We start from the raw sequence: 18,615 nt of genomic DNA, 5'->3' as shown, positions 1-18,615 counted from the left end.
AAATTTTATATTAAAGTCCATTTTTCATTTCCTCTGGAATTTTTAATAACAGCATCGATAAACTTCATTCCTCTAACACCATCATCAACATTTGGGAAATCAGAAATCAATTCCAGATCAACCTCAAGATTATCTTCTTTATTACGAATTGTATCACCAAAATTATTATAAATATTTGCGATTGCTTCTAAGAGTGCTTCTGGATGTCCCGAAGGTAATCTAGTTCCTCTTGCTGCTGCTTTACTATAATTATTTACATATTGATTTCCTCGCTTCCAAATTTGAACAGGACCATCACCTTCTTTAAGATAAAGGAAATTAGGTTCTTCTTGATGCCATTCTAAGCTTTTCTTTGTTCCATAAACCCAAATTGCTAAATCATTTTCTTCACCAACTGAAATTTGACTACAAAATAAAACTCCTTTAGCGCCATTGTTTAAATGCAATAAAACATTTGCATCGTCATCAACAGGCCTTCCTTCAACAAATGAAGTAATATCAGCACTAATTTCTGTTATTCTTAATCCAGTAAAATATTCTGCTAAATTTGCTGCATGAATTCCAATATCACCAATGCTTCCACCGGCACCGGTTTGTTTTGGATCTGTTCGCCACGATGCTTGCATTTGTCCGGTTTTTTCGATTGCATTAGTTAACCAACCTTGAGGATATCTAACAACAACTTTTCTAATTTCACCAAGTTCGCCATTTTTTATCAAATCTTTACCAAGTTTTGCCATTGGGTAACCGGTGTATGTATGCATAAGCCCAAAAACTTTTCCAGTATTTTTTACAATTTTTTCCAACTCCAAAGATTGATCAACTGTAATTGTCATTGGTTTTTCGCACATTACATGAAATCCGGCATTTAAAAAATCTTTTGCCATTGGAAAATGCCAATTATTCGGAGTAGTAATTGATACAAAATCAATTCTTTCATTTTTGGGAAGATTTAATTCACCTTCAATCATTTTTTGATAATTATCATAAACACGATTTGAATTTAAATTTAGTTCTTTCCCCATTTGATGAGATTTAATTGGATCAATATCAAATGCTCCGGCAATAATTTCAACATTTCCATCCATTCTTGCTGCTTTTCGGTGAACTTCACCAATAAATGCTCCAGGTCCACCACCAAGCATTCCCATTTTTAATTTTCTTTTCATTATTTAACTCTACTTTTAAAAATTATTAACCATTAACTTGAACTTTTTTTCTTTTGCCAAATTTAAAATATAAAAATCCAAAAAGAATAATTAAAATTGCCGGTAAAACAGACATATATCTTAATGTTTCAGAACCTTGGGTTCCCGTATCCATAAAAACTCCCATAATAGGTAATACAATTGAAACTGAAAACATTCCAAGACCGCCAATTACAGATAAACCTAAAGCTCCACTTTCCGGAATTTCTTCAGCAACAAAACCTAACATAGTTGGCCAGAAGAAGCAAACACCAACAGCGAAAACAGCTGCTGAAAAATAAACCATTATTCCATCAGAATTACTTAACAATTGCAAACCAATAAAGGACATTACTGCAGAAAACAACAACATTCCAGATGTACTTAACTTATGAACTACTGGTCCAGCAAATGCTCTTCCTAATGCCATTAAACCGGTTGTTAATGCCAATACAAGCATTGGAACTGCATGTGCATCTGCTAAAAGTGTACTAATTCTTTGTTGAGTTGCTAATTCGGTTACAGCTGTTAACAACATGCTAAATGCCATGAAAATGTAAATTGGTTTTAGTAATGATTTCCACATTTCTGAAGTTGTAACTCCAGAAGTAACTCTTTCAGTTTGAGGGAAGTTTTCTTTTAAAAACATATATCCATAAATAACTAGTGGAATATATAATACTGCAACATAAATTCTCCAATTTAAATTTATAACATCGAGCATAAAATATGCTAACAAACTTCCGATTACAATTCCGCCAGGAAACCAAACATGAAATCTATTTAACATTGTTGCTTTATTTTTGGGATATAACGAAGCAACCAATGGATTACATGCTGCTTCTATGGCACCATTTCCAATACCAATTGCAGCAGTTGAAAAGAAAAGACTCCACATTCCTGTAGAAAAAATTGTTCCGGTAATTCCAATAAAGTGTAAAATAAAAGCCATAGTCAGAACTTTTTTCATTCCCCAAGAATCTACAAATGAGCCAAATAAAATCATAGATATTGTAAAACCATAAAATGCTGGACCAAAAGCAAATCCTATATCAGTTGCCGAAAGTCCGTAATCACCCATGAAAATTGGTTCCAATCTTGCTCTCAGTGCAAAACTTATTGCTGTTACAATTAGTGCAATACAGCTCATTAAAAACAATTTTTTTGAATTAATATTTTGTGTATCCATATAAGATTATGCTCCTATAGAATAATAGTGGTTTAAAGTTAGAAAATTTTCAATTATAATTCCCAACCAGCTGGATATTTTCTTATTAAAAATTCATTAGCTTCCGGAATATTAGTAATCTCACCTTTTTCTCCATCCCAATGCAATTTATCAAATTTTTCAGCCATACGAATTGCAATATTGCCTAACATCATTGTTTCAACAAGTTTAGATGCATATTCAAAATTTGATGTAGCTTGTTGATTTTTCTTAATTGCTTCAATCCATTCTTCGTGAATACCTGGTGATCTTGGAATTGTTTTTTCCGGTTGTTTATATTCTTGCATTTTTGTTTCCGGAATTAATCTTGGACTGCTGCCGTAACATCCGCACATAATTTTACCTTTTGTACCATGGAATAAAACTCCACCATCTTCATCGCCCATTCTTCTGCCGGGTTCGAGTTCATCTGGTCTTTGCGGCATAACTCCACCATCATACCAGCTTAATTTTACGGCAGGTAAATTTCCTCGTTCTGGAAAATGATAATGGAATATTTCCGAAACCGGCCAGCTTTCGCCATTAAATTTACTTGAACTTGCTTCAATAATTGTTGGATAACCAAGTTTTAAGGTTTCGTATGGAATATCAAAAATATGTGCCCCCATATCACCTAATGCTCCAGTTCCAAATTCACACCAAGCCCTCCAGCTCCATGGCATATATGCTGGATGATAAGGACGAAATTCTGCAGGACCTAACCAAAGATTCCAATCAATATCTCTTGGCACCGAAGGAATTTCTGTTGGTCTATCCATGCCGGTTTCCCAAACTGGTCTGTTAGTCCAGCAATCAACTTTATTTACCAAGCCAATTGCATCATCCGCTAACCATTCTGCAATTAATCTAATTCCTTCTTGAGCATGACCTTGATTTCCCATTTGAGTAATAACACCAGTTTCTTTGGCTATTTGATTTAAGATTCTTGCTTCTTTGACTGAATGAGTTAATGGTTTTTGTACGAAAACATGTTTACCTCTCCTCATTGCATAAGCTGCAGCAACAGCATGTGTATGATCAGGTGTGCTTACGGTAACTGCATCAATATCTTTTTGTTTATCAAGCATTTCTCTAAAATCTCTGTATTTTGGTACTTTCTGAAGTGCTTCATAAAGATCAAGTTTATTTTCTTCTTTTGTTTTAGTCATTGTTTCTTCAATTTTTCTATCATCAACATCACACAATGCAACAATATTTTCAGTAGCAACACTCCACATATCTGATCTACCTTTTCCTCCAGCACCAATAATAGCAATATTTAGTTTATCGCTTGGAGCTACAAAACCTTTTCCGCCAAGTACGTGTCTTGGAATTATTGAAAATGCTGCAGTGGTCATTGTTACATTCCCAATAAATTTACGTCTCGACATTCCACTTGTGTTTTTTTCTCCCATTTTAAAACTCTCCATTATATCTATAAAATATATTATTTATTAATGCATTTTTCCAATTTTTTAATTACTTGACAAGTTCCTCTCACTGTGTGATAAAAAACTTTCCAGCTTGTTCCCATATAATCCCAAATCAAATCTCCATTTTCAGCAAGAAGCGCAAACCATTCGCCTTTTTCCCAATTAATCATTTTTGTAAAAACAAAATCATGAACATTAAAAAATGCGTTCAAATATTTTTCATCTTTGGTTAATAGAAATGCATCTAAAAATCCTACCATTGCTTCTGCTTGTTGCCAAAATTCTTTTGTTGCTTCAGTTACTGAACCGATTTTTTTACCTTCCACATAAATTCCGCCATACTTCCAATCAATTCCATTAACATAAGTATGCTCGTAAATTGGTAAAACTCTGTGTAAGCTTTTATCTCTTGGGATTTTAAGAATATCTTGAGAAAGTAAATAAAGCCAAGTAAATTCAATATTATGTCCGTATGAAGTTATCTCTGTAGATTTTCCGTTTTCATCAAATCTATCTCTACCCCAAACCGTATCAAGTTCAACGTTTGCTATCGGTTTCCAATCTTGTGTAAACATTGCAATTCCGGTTCCAGTTTCCGGATCAATCATTTTATCAAAGATTAATTCTATGACATCTTCCAAAGCTTTTTTATGATTTTCATCATTAGTTAATTCATAAAGTGTTGTGAATGCTTCCATTAAATGCATGTGCACATCTAGTGATTTATGAACACCAATATCACCTCGCGAACTTTTTAAATTAAAGTATTGATCAAAATGTTCAAGGTATCCTTTAAATTGTTTATCAGCAACTTTTTTTTGAAGTAAATTGAAAACTTTTACAGCTTCATTTTTTGCAAATTCATCACCGGTTAACAATGCATATTCTGAAAGTGCATATATGAAAAATGAATGACCATATATTATTTTATTAACATCTTTTGGAGTTCCATCTTCTTCTACAATCCAATAAAATCCACCGTTTTCTGAATCATAAAAATATTTAAATAGGAAATCAATTCCTTGTTTTATCGTTTCCAATCCATTTGGCCAATTAAAACCTAATCTCAATGTATGCGAGATTGTAAAAATACTTCTGCATTGAGAGAGAAAGGATTTTTCAGTTACTGAGGTTCGATTTCCATCTCTATCATAATTTGTTTGAAAACCGCCAAATTTAGGTTCAACAGCTCTCTCTGCCCAGAATGGAATTAGATTATTATTTAAATAATCTGTTGTAACATTTAAATACTTGCTTAATTTTTCGCGCAACTCAGCATTCATAAATTCTCCCAAAATTATTTAAGTAAGTTTTACTTTTTACCTAAATCTCTATATGCAAGTTCTTTAATTTCAATTGTTTGTCCCGGATTATGACCTTGAATTGCAAAATGACCTTTTGTGTAGTCTTTATCTGTATACTCAGTCATTAGTTCATCATTTACCCAAACTTGAATTTGAGTTCCAACCATTCTTACTTTCATTGTAAACCACTCATTATCTTTTGTAATTAATTTATTAGCTTTTGCAGATGGTGTACTGGGTTTCCAGATCCAACCAGTGTGCGCATTTTGGTGATTATCGATTTGAGCTTCATAACCAGCTGGCCAGTTATCGGGATTCTCTGTAGGAGGATTTGCTCTAAAATATAATCCGCTATTTCCTTTATCACTTATCTTAAAAGTTCCTTTAACTTCAAAATCGGTTGCAACGGCATTTGTATAAATATGTCCCATACCACCGTCACCTACCATTATTCCATCTTTAACTTCCCAAACAGCTTTTCCTTTTACAAACCATCCATCTAAATTTTTGCCGTTAAATAAAGAAATCCAATGATTATTTGAATCTTTTACACAATGTGAACTACATGAGATTATAAATAGCGTGATTAGAAGAAGAAACTTTTTCATTCGTTACCCCTTAATTTTAAATTGAAGTGAATAATATGTAAATCTCAAAAAAAATATACGAAAAGAACTTTTATTCGAAAAGACAATCGTTTGTCTAATTGTAAAACTAAATTATGTATTTTTTTCAATATTGGCAAATATTTAATAATATATGCAGATATTTTTTTACAATTGTGAAATAATTTAAGTTAATTACCCAATTTCGAAAATTTTCAGCATTAAAGTTCTCTTATCCAAATATTTCTATAACTTACTGGATTTCCATGATCTTGTAAAGAAATTGGTTCTTTAGTATTATGCTTTTCGTATTTTGGCTGACCAATATATACCGAAGTTCCTTTGAGCTCTACATGATTTTGAATTAAAACTCCGTTTTGTATAACTGTAATATAAGCTGGTTTTTCAAGTTCGCCATTTTCTTTGAATTTAGGTGCTTTGAAAAAAATATCATAAGTCTGCCATTCCCCAGGAGCTTTACATACGTTAACTAAGGGAATAAACTGTTTGTAAATGCTTCCGGCTTGACCGTTAGAATATGTTACGTTATTGTAAGAATCAAGAACTTGAACTTCATATCTATCTTGTAAAAATATTCCGCTGTTTCCACGTCCTTGTCCATCACCTTCAACCTTTTCAGGTGTTCTCCATTCAATATGCAATTGGCAATCTCCAAAAATTTTTTTAGTTTTTATACTACCGGATTTTTTAACAACAGTCATTGCATTATCATTCAATTGCCATTTAGCTTCTCCGCCATTTACATTTTCCCATTCGTTTAAATTAGTTCCATCAAACAATATAATTGCATCGGATGGTGGAAGATTATTTTCTCCTGGTTTAACAATAGGTGGAACCGGATCCCAAACTTCAGTTAATTTTGGATTTCCTTCTTCTTGACATAAAATTAAAATTGGTGAAATTAAAAATGTTAATAACAATAAAATTAAATTATAATCTTTAAAAATTTTTTTTTGTTTCATGGAAAATATTCCTTAAATATTTGCTTAATACTTTTTTATAAATGAAGATTTTTTCAAGTTCATTATTTGAATAAGAATATAAAACACTTATTTAAAATAATTTTAAATCTGGTATGAAATTACAAAATTGAGAAATGATTTGAATGAAATAATTTTTTTTCTGAAAATTTTATTTAGCCAAAATCATTTTTTTTGTTTGATTAAAATTTCCGGATTTTAATTGATAATAGTAAACTCCGCTTGGAAAATTGCTTCCATCAAAAAGAATTTTATAATTTCCCGGTTTTTGATTTTCGTTAACCAAAGTTTCAACTTCTCTTCCTAAAATATCATAAATTTTTAATGTTACATTACTCAAACTAAATTCTGAGGCTACATTTGCATTTTCACTTTTCACTTTTGACTGAATAGTATAATTAATTGTTGTACTTGGGTTAAATGGATTGGGATAATTTTGTTTCAATTCAAAAATTGATGGAAGATTTAATTCACTTGTAAGTGAAACAATTTCTGTGGATTTTATAAAATAATTGAAAGGAAGAGCAGTGTTTGAACCCCAAACAGATTTGCTTCCGGGAGTATAACCTAATTTTACAGCTTCTTCTGATAATTCTCCACTACCCTCAAGTGAAGCAGATATTTTTATATTTTGATTTAGATTAATAATATTTTTTCCTTCATGAGTTTTTAGAAATCCCCAAAAAGGTGCTGATATTTCAGCTTCATGACCATCATCTGACACTGCTATTCTTATTATTCCATAGTAAACCGGACCTTTATCTTCAACAACAACATAAGTTGAATCTTCAAACATTACCCATTGGGAATACCAATCGTATGTTCCTGGCGCTAATCTTACAATTCCTAGTGCAAGGTCATTTTCCCAATTTGCATTATAATCAGCTTCTGAAATGTATTCATGATTTAAGTAATGACCAGTATTATATTCTCCATTAAAAAATTCAACTTCCATATTCATATCATAACCTTTACTATCCGGAAAGTAACCACCTTCTCTTAGCGGATAACCGGTTGTATCATTATCATCAACATCAATTGTGAAAATAAAATAATACCTTCCACTTTTAGTGTGCCCTAAATTTGATGAAGAAGTTCTTCCAATAAATCCTTTCGATTTAATGTATCCAAATAAAGTTGAATCATCATTGGAAAATTTTACTTCAAGTATGTCAACATCAGAATAATTTATAAATTGTGCAGGTTTGTCTCCTTCAGAATATCCATCGGTATCATGAACGTTATTTGCTGAATCCACAACAGCAATTGGAACATTTAACCAATCATCAAAATTTCCATCAATTATTATATTATTTTGTCCAATTACCAACGTTGAGCAAAATGTGATAAAAAAAAGTAATTTTATTGAATTTTTCATATTAATTATTTTTAAGTTATTGTTAAATCTTTGCCGTATCTAAAACAACATACTTTACAGTTTTTCTATTCCATGTATAAACGATATGCACCAAACCATCTTCTGATTGAATAACTGACGGATAAGAATATTCATCTTTCTCAGAATTTTCTTTATCACTTTCATTTTCAAGATCTAAAACTTTTTCCCAATTAATTCCATCTTTGGAAATTGCAACAGAAAGCGGAACTCTATTCCCCCAGTTTTTCTTTGTAGGATTATAAACCAATAAATGTCGACCATCATTCAAAGTTATTGCGTCAATGCCAGAGTTTGGATTAGGCAAATTAAGTGAAGTCATTTTGCCCCAAGTTTTTCCATTATCATTTGACCAAACATTTGAGATAACTTCATTTTCCGTTCTATTAAGTAATTGTAATTTATTGTTTGGATGTATTAAAATTGTTGGTTGAATTGCACCAAATTCTTTTTCATCATTTAAGTCACCAGAAGAAATCCATGTTTTACAAAGATCTACACTTGTCTCTATTTGAATTTTCCAACCATCATGTTCTGTACTGGTTGGAGAAATTATTTCTCCGCTTTTCAATTGAATTGGCTTATTCTTAATTGGTCCATAAATTCCATTCGGTAATTTTATTGGCTTTGACCAGCTTTTTCCATTGTCAGATGAAGTTACATAAAGTCCCCACCATTCTCGTGGGCTAGGTCCAACTTTATAAAATAAAAATAATGGGCCAGATTTTGGCTGAAATAAAACCGGATTCCACGAAGGAAATCGTGTTCCATCATTTTGAATTCCATTAACAACTTCTTTCGCTTTAGACCATTTTCCATTTTCTTTTATAGAAACCCATATTCCAACATCGGGATTTTTTTCATGGGTTCCGCCAAACCAAGCAACAATTTTATTATTACCACTTATCGCTATTGTTGATGCGTGGCATTGCGGAGTTTGAGCATCAGATATTTCATAAATAAATTCTTCAGAAATAATTGCAGAATTATTATCTAGATATATTTTTTTAATTGTTGAACTGCAAGAGTGGTTTATTAATATTATAAGTGAGAAATAAAATATTTTCTTCATTCTTTTCCAAATTTATTTTAATAATAAAACCATCGTGTATCAACAGTTGGCACAAGAAATTCACCGGTAAAATTTTTCACTACAATCAAAGATGTTTCCAAAGATTTCGGTCCGTCATTTAATTTAATGCTATTAAGAATATTTTCATTTATCCAAACAGTATATTTCTTTTTAAGTTGATCAAGTTCGGTATCGAGAATTTTTTTGTGCTTCTCGAATAAAATTGCGTTATAAACATCATCTTTGTATTTGTAAAATCTTGTGGTATCTATATCTGATATATTTAATTCTCGCCATCTATATTTAAAATAATTTTTCATTTCATCTTCGGTAACAGAAATTTTTTGTACAAGGTGATCTCGGTAAATATCATAAGTCCATTTTTCTTCCCAAATTTTTATATCATCTTTAACTTTTGATGAATCTAGAAATCCGTCAGATTTTGCAATTTCGATAAACTTCTTATTTTTAATCATTGTTCCAATTTCAGTAATCAATCTATTTTTAAGATCATTCAAATCCTTACTTTCAATAATATTTTTTCTGTGATAATTCATATAATTAAAATAATCTTCAACAGTGGTAATTCCATCAACGGATGAATATAATTTTTGTGGTAATAATTTTTTTAATTCCTTCAAATAATTTTTTGAACTATCATTCACGTGAGATAAATTTTTTACAATTGAACCCTTTTTTGTAATACCAGCATCAATCCATTCCAACAAAGGTTTTATCATTTTATCAATTGTGCTGTTGCTCAATCTAACGTTAAGCGGAGTTAATAAAGAATCCATAATTTTGTGAACTATTTTATCCGATTCAACATTATATAATCGTGCGTACATTTTTTTTCTTTTTGCACCATATTTCAATTCATCACTTTTTATTGCTTCACGTTTTAGTTCAATTATTTGAAAAATTGCATAACCGTTGTTAAAAGGAATTGGTTCGGATGGTTTTCCTATTTCTAAATTTTTGATTGAAGCAAACATTTCCGGAGGCATTTCCATAAAGTCCATCCAATCAGTTTCAAAGTTTTCTTTTTTCACATTTTGAACTTCTAGTTTTTGGATTTGTTTATCAATGTAATCACCGAGATTTGATATTCTTGCTTGATCATAAGCTTCTGCTGCTTTTTGCAATGAAGGAGTAGGATAAATTAGTAATCGGAATTTTATACTTGCTTTTTTTAAAGCATCGATAATTTTTTCTTCCGGAACATTTACTCTTGCATGAACATATTTAGAATAAAAAGATTCAAGCAAATTATTATTTGTTCGATTATTTATTCGATCAGTAACGTATTTACTTTTATGAAATCCCTTGGTGTAACCATCATTGGCGATTAACATTTCTTTAATCATTAAATCTAAATAATGTTTTCTCGGATTATTACTTAATCGTAATGTCTTTAAACTAAACTCAAAACTATTTTTAAATTCATTAACGGTAATGATTTTATCACCAACCTTAGCTACAATCTGTTCTTCTGGAATTTTATCATCTGAACACGATAAAAAAAATAACCCGATTATTATAACAATAACCGGGTTAGTAAAATTTTCTATATGTATTTTCAAAATATATTTAACCTTTAATACTTATTACTTAATTATTGCAAATTTTCCCCTTTGTGTTTTCAATCCTTTTGCTTCCACAACAAAGAAATACATACCGAACGCAACTTCTGGACCGTCATCTGTGGTTAAATCCCAAGCATGTCTGCCAACATCAAATGCATCTTCGTGCTCAATTTTTTTAACCAAATCACCGCTAGCAGTAAAAATATAAATTGTACATTTAGGTGGAAGATTTACAAAATCAACTCTTCTTTGAGAATTACCGGCTAATTCATAAATTGCTTCAAGTGAATTTGCAGCAACGTATGGATCCGGAACAACGTAAACTTTTTTATCATCAGTATATTTTACATCAACTGCTTTCCATTCTCCGCCTTCAATTACAAAACGAAAAGTATCTTGTTCTGTCGGATTACGTTCCGTCCTAAAACTATAAATATCACCCGGAGCTGGAGGAATAACTGTTGGATCCTTTCTTTCAAAATCCGGTTTGAAAAATCTTAATTCCCAAGAAGACCAATATCTATCGTTACTTACAACATTATCATGTTTAGGAAATTTTATTACAACTCTTGTACTATCCCAAATTTGTCCGAACATTTCCGGAGGCAAATAATTTCCATTATTCCTATTTTTTTCATAAATCACGTTTACTGTCATTTTAATTTTATTATTTGGGTCAGTTACATCCCACACCGCAAAATTAATTGGATATTCTTTTAACACTAAAGATCCGGGTGGAGCATAAGATGTATCAACAATATGGTCATACACAACTAAATCAAAATCTCTTGGCAATGCATAACCTGAGCCAGTAAGTTCTATAGCATTACATCTTACATTTGATTTTGTTGGAGTTGCCCACAATTTCCAATCGGTTGTTTCTCTTTTATATTTGTTGTACTTAATTACAGAAATACCTCTAACATTATTATTATTAATCTCATCTTCTATAGGAAATTCAAAATCGTATTTTACACCTTGAAAAACACCCCGTTCAATTGCTGCATAACCTTTTTTAACAAATTCAGAAGGACCGGGATGTATGATATTAAACAGAGTATCTCCATTTGAAATATTCATTAACGTTATACCTCTTGTTCCACCCCATTTGTACAAAGGTGTTAGAGCAGATAGCCATCCATCATCTTTAAACGTTAATTGATAAATATCCCCCAAATGATCCGTTGCATGATTTTTATTATAAACATCAATATTAAATTTCCCACCTCTTGCATAACCGCCTTCGTGATTTATTTTAAGTGAATCAACATGCGGTTCTGTATAGCCAGCAGCTGACTCTTGCGGTTTGCAAACTGCCGTATTTCTATCTCTATAAACCACATCTCCAAGTTCATTAACTGTGATATTAAATGCACATTCACTTGGCATTGCTTGTAATGGATAATTTTCTGAAACAATTCCTCTATCAAAAAAATCAAAATCATTACCGGCATCAATTGAGGTTACAGCATAATAATAGGTTCTGCCATTATCAACTAAAGTATCAACATAAGAATGTTTAAGTCCACTATTATTTCCCATATCATAGTGAACTCCAAGATTTGGGAACGGAACCGGATGTGCTCCACGCAAACCATCATCTGATCTGTCGTAAATTTCAAGTGGTTCAAATAGCAGTACATTTCCGAATGCATCTGTAACAGTTTTAATATCCAAAAATTCCGGATCGGTACTTTTATAAAGTCGATACCCATTAAAATCCAATCCGAAAAATGGATCTTTTGAAAATTCGGCTTCAGTATCCCAATACAACTGTACTTTTCTATCTGAAACATTTGATATTAAAGTAGGTTGTAATGGTGGAGTTAAAAATCTATAATTATCGTTATAGATACTTTGCATAGTTGATTTGTTTCTAACTATATCTTCTTGATCTTCACCCATTAAAAGAGCAATTGTAAATCTTTTCCAAACCGGTCTTTGAGCTTGTTCAAGTGCGTCTGTTGTTTCCAATTTTACATCTTTGGCACCGAATATAAAAACTATGTCGTCATCCGTTTCTTCTATTTCAGGTTCTTCAACTTTACTTAAATATTTTTCCCAAAAACCTTTTTGATTTCTCAATTCCTTATTAGACTCATATACATAAATGTGTCCCAAACCAGCTTGATCTGCTTCATCAATATCTGTAATATCATAATTCGATTCACCAATATCAATTCTGCCGTTGGTTTCGCTACCATCGTTATCCGGTCCGGGCCATCCGTTTTCATCTGGTCCAACTCCGTCTGTACCTCTATCATCATTTACAGGTTCAAAATCTAATTTATCATTTTTATTTACGTCTTCTCCTGGATCCAATGCACCATTTAGATTTTTATCTTCGGTATCCCATAACCCATTTCCGGAAGTTCCTTCTATTGAAGGTAAACCTGTATCACTGAAAGATTCCCAATCGCCATCATTATCTATTTTATCAAACATACTTTCATCAACAAGTCCGTCCTTATCATCGTCAACTCCGTTATCTTCAATTCCAGGACTTTCTAAAAATGCAAATCCATAAACTCCAACTTTCTGATATGTATTTAATTGATCCGGAAATTTATGCCATTGATATAAAATATCGAATGCCAATCTTCCCTCGTCGCCAGTTCCAAATTCTGCAACAACATAATCTACAGCATTAAATGTACTTTGAACAATACTTGCATCTGCCCACATTCCCGTAACTACTCTATTTAGATTATAGTCACTATAATTTCTAATTCGATATACAGAAACTAAAATGTCTTCCGCCAAAGGATGAAACCAAGCATATGTTCTTGATTCAACTTCTACGCCCATTCCTCTAACACTAATTTTATTTACATCAGGATCTTTCCATTTTGTTGTGTTTGGAGTTCCATCTGAGTTTTTCAATGGCCAATACCGCAATGTTGTATAATCTTCCCAATAATCATTTTCATGGTCATCTAACATATATACAGTTTCTTGATCGGCTATGGTTCCTGCTTTATACTCCCCATTCCATTTACCAGCTCTTGGTCCAGCAATTATTGTTCTTGGTGGTCTTCCTGCAGGAGGACGAGGATCACCAACATAAGAACCGCCAGGCCAAAATTGTGGCCATGTTCGCCTGTCTGTACTAATTGCCATACTTTTAAGAATACTCGTAGGTGGATCTAAATTTAAATCAAGATTTCCATTAAAATTTACATCTTCACTTGGTGATAGTTCGCCGTCACCATTAACATCTTCATTAATACCCCATATATAACCATAAAATCCATCATTAAACCATCCTGGAATTGGTTGCCATATTTGTTGATGAGTTCTATCTGATGATAATTGAGCAACTGTTGCATTACTCACGTGAGGTAAATATGCATTACTTAATATCCCAAATTGTTCGCCATCCCAAGTTTCGGGGACAATTTTTCCTTCCAAAGATGCCATATCCGTTACATAAGCAGCAACTAAAAAGTTCGCACCTGATAAATAATTTAAACCTTCACTTCCGGGCCATCGCATTCCTACTCCACCTTGCATTCCAGCATCAGTGATATTTCCAACATTCCATACCGATGTATAAATCAGGTTTCTATCAAATAATCCGCGAGCCCAGTACCTAGCCCAATGCATTGGGTGAGAATCCGAAGTAGAACCTGATACCTGTGCATAAAATTTATTTTCAGAATGAACCAAAAGTATTATTGTTATGAATAAAAACGAAAATAATTTTATTGATCTAATATTTTTAAGTAATAACACCTAAAATCTCCTGTTTTACTAATTCTACAAAATTATTTTTTTAGTATGCACTAATTCCAATTGAAAATCTATTTACTGAACTTAATACTCCCCAATCCGACCATGAATAATCAACAGTGAATGTTGCGAGATCAAGAATTTTATAGTTTATTCCAGCACCTAAAGTTAACCCATTTTCAGCAGTATCAGAAAAAAGTGATTGATAACCGCCTCTTAAATAAAAAGAATTAAAAACTTTTGCTTCAACACCAAAGTCAACAGTCTCAACATTATTACTTGGATGATTCAAATTACTTCCAAAAGTTACTGAATTATTGTTATCAAGTTCCATTTCATATGCTACACCAAACCTAAACAATAATGGAAGTGCATAGGTTTCAGTGGCAAGATTAATTGGTACGTTATCATTATTTAAATAAACAGTTTTACGACCGTCAACATCAATAATTCCAGTTAAATCCCTTCCAGATAATCCAAATTCTGCTCCTAAATTACTAATTGTTCCACCAAGTTTTAAACCATTAACTGGGGTTTGAAATAATATTGCCATATCAAAGCCGAATGCAGAACCGCTTACATGCCAAATACTTTGTCTAAAATATTTTGCCCCAACACTTGCAGAAACTCTATCAGTTATATTCATAGCGTAATATAATCCAGCTACAAAATCTGATGCTGAATATGTTTCGCCATTACCTTCCGGTCTAAAAACAGTTCTTACCGGATTTTCTCCATAATTTAACATTGCAAGATGAAATCCTAATGAACCACCAATGGATGGTACCGGTATAACTAATCCAAGTGAACTAAAATCAGTATCTACAAACCATTCAGTTTTTGTTACTTGTACTGAAATTGACGATAATTGAGTAATTCCAGCTGGATTCCAATATAATGCAGAAGGATCATTAGCAATTGCAACAAATGCTCCCCCAACTGCTTCTGCTCTGGCACCAATTCCAATACCAAGCATTGCAGCAGCATTTGAGCCGCGTTTATTCGCATCAGTATTATATCCTAAATCATTTGAACTAACTTGTGAAAATAATTGAGACGCAGAACAAAGTAAAATAAATATTGAAAGTATGTATGTTTTCATATTTTTTCTTAAAATAATTTTTAATTAAAATTGAATCCCTAATCCAATTTGAATAAATCTTGGTCTAGAATACCATGATGGATTATAATCTGCTTCATCATGTGTAAATGCACCAACTTCATCAATTCTTTCATATCGTCTTTCACCAATTTCAGGAATATATGCGTTTGGACCAGCACGCCCTGTAATTGAGTTAACATGGTTTTCTTCAAGATGATTTAGAACATTATATATATTTAAACTTGCAATAAAATTTAAATCAAATAATGTAAATCCGTTTGATATTTTCATATCAATATTCCATCTAATTGGTCTTCTATCAATATTTGACCACCATCCACTTGGTAATTCTAAAGCGTAGTCAATAGTTGAAGGAGTATAAGGTAATGCTGAACCTAATCTTCCTAAAATACTTAAAATTGTCCTTTCCCACGGTTTAAAGCTAAATGAACCATTTAAAGAATGGGTTTGATCCCAATCTAAAAATTCAATATTTCTTGTAGCCAATGTATAAGCTCCTTGACTTGGGCCAGAAAGAATTTGAACAGCTAATAATGCATCTGCAGAAGATGATGAACCTTTTGCAATCATATAAGTGTAATCTATTCCACTTGTAAATCTTCCATCATCTGATCTGAAGTTTAACGCAAAAGTTAAGCCCGAAGAATGCCCGTATTCTTTATTTATGTATCTGCTAAATGCGGTAGCATTACTAAGAGTTAATAATTCAATTCCTAATAAATCTCTAATATCTTTATAGTAAACACTTAATTCCATTGAAAGCTCATTATTTAGTGCTTGCTGAACACCAATTTCATATTGAACAGTTTTTTCCGGTTTTAAATTTGGATTTCCTATTGTTCTGTTTGCAATACTAAACTGATTGTAATGCGGAAGGACTGGGTTATCAAACATTTTTTCATAACTAGGTGTTTGGAAAAAATGACCGTATGATAATCTTAAAGCACCACCATCTGAAATCGGAAATGATAATCCTAATCTTGGGCTAAATTGATACTTACTTTTTACATCGACATAATATTGATCATCGCCAACAAGTTCCGGCATTACATTAGAATAAGTTGGAGCATAACGATCTCTTGAATCAAAATAATCAAATCTTAAACCGGCATTTAAAACAATTTCTCCCATATTTAATGTAGTTTGAGCAAATGCGGCTCCTTCAATTGGTTTGCGGCTATAATCAATATAAAATAAATCATCAGCAGAACTATCCGGATGTGCTTCACGCAAAAGTATTGTACCATAAGCATAATTTCTGGTAGCTTCTCTAAACTCATAATATGGTAATTCGAAGGCTCTAATTTCACTTTGAGTGTATGGGAATTGCATTATTTCATGTCCGAGTACTTCTTTCATTGGTGCATTTTTGTAATGAATATTATAAGATTTACCTTCAAAACCAAATTTTACTTCAAGTACCTTATTTATTTGCCATGTTAAATCACCGTTTACAAGATGTATTTTTTGATCAAACCAATTTCTATCCCAACTTTGAATTCCGCCATAATCAAAACCAGTGCTTGCTCCGGGATCCCATTGATTTACTGCATTTGTTTGATATCGCGGATCATCAGCACTTTCATACATATATTCTTTTTCTTTATTGATTTGGTATGAATATCTGAGATTGTAATAAATATTATCAGTAGGAGTATGCGTCATTACAAACATATGAGTTATATTATCATTATAGGTTGTTGGAACAGCGTCCGGGCAAAATTTCCAACTATTACTAAAATCCCTTGATTCTTGGTTACTATAAAAAATGCTATATGAAGTTGTTAAACCACCAAATGGTTGGTAAACTAATTTTGTATTGAAGTTATAATTCTTAAATGTTTCCATATTTACCATTTTGCCATTTCCGGTATGAAGTGAATCCGGCAATGGAATAACTAAAGGATCAGGAGGATCAAATCTTGCTCTATACCATTCTCTATATACTGCAATTTCCCAGCCATCTTCCGGCATAAATCTTCTTTCACCATTTAAATATCCCTTTGAATCTTCTATTCTTCCATTAAATAAAAATCCAAGTTTTCCAAAACTTTCCGGGAAAAATTTTACCGGTGCAGAAATCGAAAATTTTACTTCGCTTTCGTTCATTGGATCAAAATCATCCAAACCTCCGACATACATTGGTGAATTTGGTGAATAATATCCTCCGGTTAACGCTTCAACTGTTCCAGAAAAATTCTGCTCAGGAACTTTTGTTACAACATTTATTACACCTGATTGTGCAGAACCATATTCGGCATTAAATGTTCCAGTTATTACTTGCAATTCTTGAATAAAATTATTTTCAACATTTACATTTGATCCACCACTTTGACTAAAAGTATTTGTAACTGGAACACCATCAATCATGTAAGAAATTTCTCTTGATCTTCCTCCGCGTATGTGTAAATTACCGCTTGCATCTTTAATAACACCGGCTTGAAGTTGAATAACCTCATCTAAAGTTGAGACCGGAAGAGATTCAATTTCATCACTATTTACATATGAAGCTGAATTTGTTCGGTCTAATTCAACTGCTTCTCGTTCTGCAACAACAAGAACTACTTCACCTTCAATAATTGCTTCTTCCAATTTTACATCAAGATTTACAGTTCTATCAATATAAACTCGTACATCGGAAATTTCCACAGTTTTATAACCAATCATTGAAAATCTTAATTTATATGAATTTGGCTGTAAGTTTATAATAATATATTCACCATTAACATCGGTCGCAGAGCCAACCCCGCCGGCATCAAGTACAACAACGTTAACACCAAACAATGGTTCTCCGGTTCTGGCATCAATTACCTTCCCGCCAATTTTTCCGGTTGACCCGGCAAATAATGTTAATTGTGATATAATTAGAATTAGGAATGAAAAGATTGATTTATATTTTAACAATATCATTCTTTAACCTATAGATTATCTTTGAAAATTTTTTGATCAATTTAAAATTTTTTCTAAAA

12 protein-coding genes are annotated in these 18,615 nt (G+C 32.1%); all 12 read right to left on the bottom strand.

Annotated elements, in window-relative coordinates:
* Positions 1 to 5: 5 nt before the first annotated feature.
* A complete protein-coding gene (locus IPM32_13305) occupies positions 6 to 1,169 on the bottom strand; it encodes a Gfo/Idh/MocA family oxidoreductase (protein ID MBK8946228.1) in 1,164 nt (387 codons plus the stop codon).
* Positions 1,170 to 1,194: 25 nt separating this feature from the next.
* Positions 1,195 to 2,376, bottom strand: coding sequence for an MFS transporter (locus IPM32_13300; GenBank protein ID MBK8946227.1), 1,182 nt, complete (start codon positions 2,374 to 2,376; stop codon positions 1,195 to 1,197).
* A gap of 53 nt (positions 2,377 to 2,429) precedes the next feature.
* Complete coding sequence (locus tag IPM32_13295; protein ID MBK8946226.1) at positions 2,430 to 3,809, bottom strand: Gfo/Idh/MocA family oxidoreductase; 1,380 nt, start codon at positions 3,807 to 3,809, stop codon at positions 2,430 to 2,432.
* A gap of 32 nt (positions 3,810 to 3,841) precedes the next feature.
* Positions 3,842 to 5,110: an AGE family epimerase/isomerase gene (locus tag IPM32_13290; GenBank protein ID MBK8946225.1), complete on the bottom strand. Its 1,269-nt coding sequence runs from the start codon at positions 5,108 to 5,110 to the stop codon at positions 3,842 to 3,844.
* A gap of 29 nt (positions 5,111 to 5,139) precedes the next feature.
* Positions 5,140 to 5,739, bottom strand: coding sequence for a DUF1080 domain-containing protein (locus IPM32_13285; protein MBK8946224.1), 600 nt, complete (start codon positions 5,737 to 5,739; stop codon positions 5,140 to 5,142).
* A 218-nt stretch (positions 5,740 to 5,957) separates the two neighbouring features.
* On the bottom strand, positions 5,958 to 6,719 hold the full coding sequence (locus tag IPM32_13280; GenBank protein ID MBK8946223.1) for a DUF1080 domain-containing protein: 762 nt from the start codon (positions 6,717 to 6,719) through the stop codon (positions 5,958 to 5,960).
* 169 nt (positions 6,720 to 6,888) lie between these two features.
* Positions 6,889 to 7,533 carry a T9SS type A sorting domain-containing protein gene (locus tag IPM32_13275; GenBank protein ID MBK8946222.1) on the bottom strand — a complete coding sequence of 215 codons (645 nt, stop codon included), beginning with the start codon at positions 7,531 to 7,533 and terminating at the stop codon, positions 6,889 to 6,891.
* 604 nt (positions 7,534 to 8,137) lie between these two features.
* Complete coding sequence (locus IPM32_13270; protein ID MBK8946221.1) at positions 8,138 to 9,205, bottom strand: exo-alpha-sialidase; 1,068 nt, start codon at positions 9,203 to 9,205, stop codon at positions 8,138 to 8,140.
* Between the two features lie 17 nt (positions 9,206 to 9,222).
* Positions 9,223 to 10,788 (bottom strand): hypothetical protein, encoded by a 1,566-nt coding sequence (locus tag IPM32_13265; protein ID MBK8946220.1) that lies wholly within the window; start codon positions 10,786 to 10,788, stop codon positions 9,223 to 9,225.
* 24 nt (positions 10,789 to 10,812) lie between these two features.
* Positions 10,813 to 14,526, bottom strand: a complete 3,714-nt coding sequence (locus IPM32_13260; GenBank protein ID MBK8946219.1) for a hypothetical protein — start codon at positions 14,524 to 14,526, stop codon at positions 10,813 to 10,815.
* Positions 14,527 to 14,566: 40 nt separating this feature from the next.
* A complete protein-coding gene (locus tag IPM32_13255) occupies positions 14,567 to 15,625 on the bottom strand; it encodes a PorV/PorQ family protein (protein MBK8946218.1) in 1,059 nt (352 codons plus the stop codon).
* A 24-nt stretch (positions 15,626 to 15,649) separates the two neighbouring features.
* On the bottom strand, positions 15,650 to 18,556 hold the full coding sequence (locus IPM32_13250) for a TonB-dependent receptor (GenBank protein ID MBK8946217.1): 2,907 nt from the start codon (positions 18,554 to 18,556) through the stop codon (positions 15,650 to 15,652).
* Between the last annotated feature and the right edge of the window lie 59 nt (positions 18,557 to 18,615).

The sequence above is a fragment of the Ignavibacteriota bacterium genome (genome assembly GCA_016716225.1).
Lineage (GTDB): Bacteria > Bacteroidota > Ignavibacteria > Ignavibacteriales > Melioribacteraceae.
The sequence above is the reverse complement of the archived record's forward strand: the minus strand, read 5'-3'. Positions and strand labels throughout refer to the sequence as shown.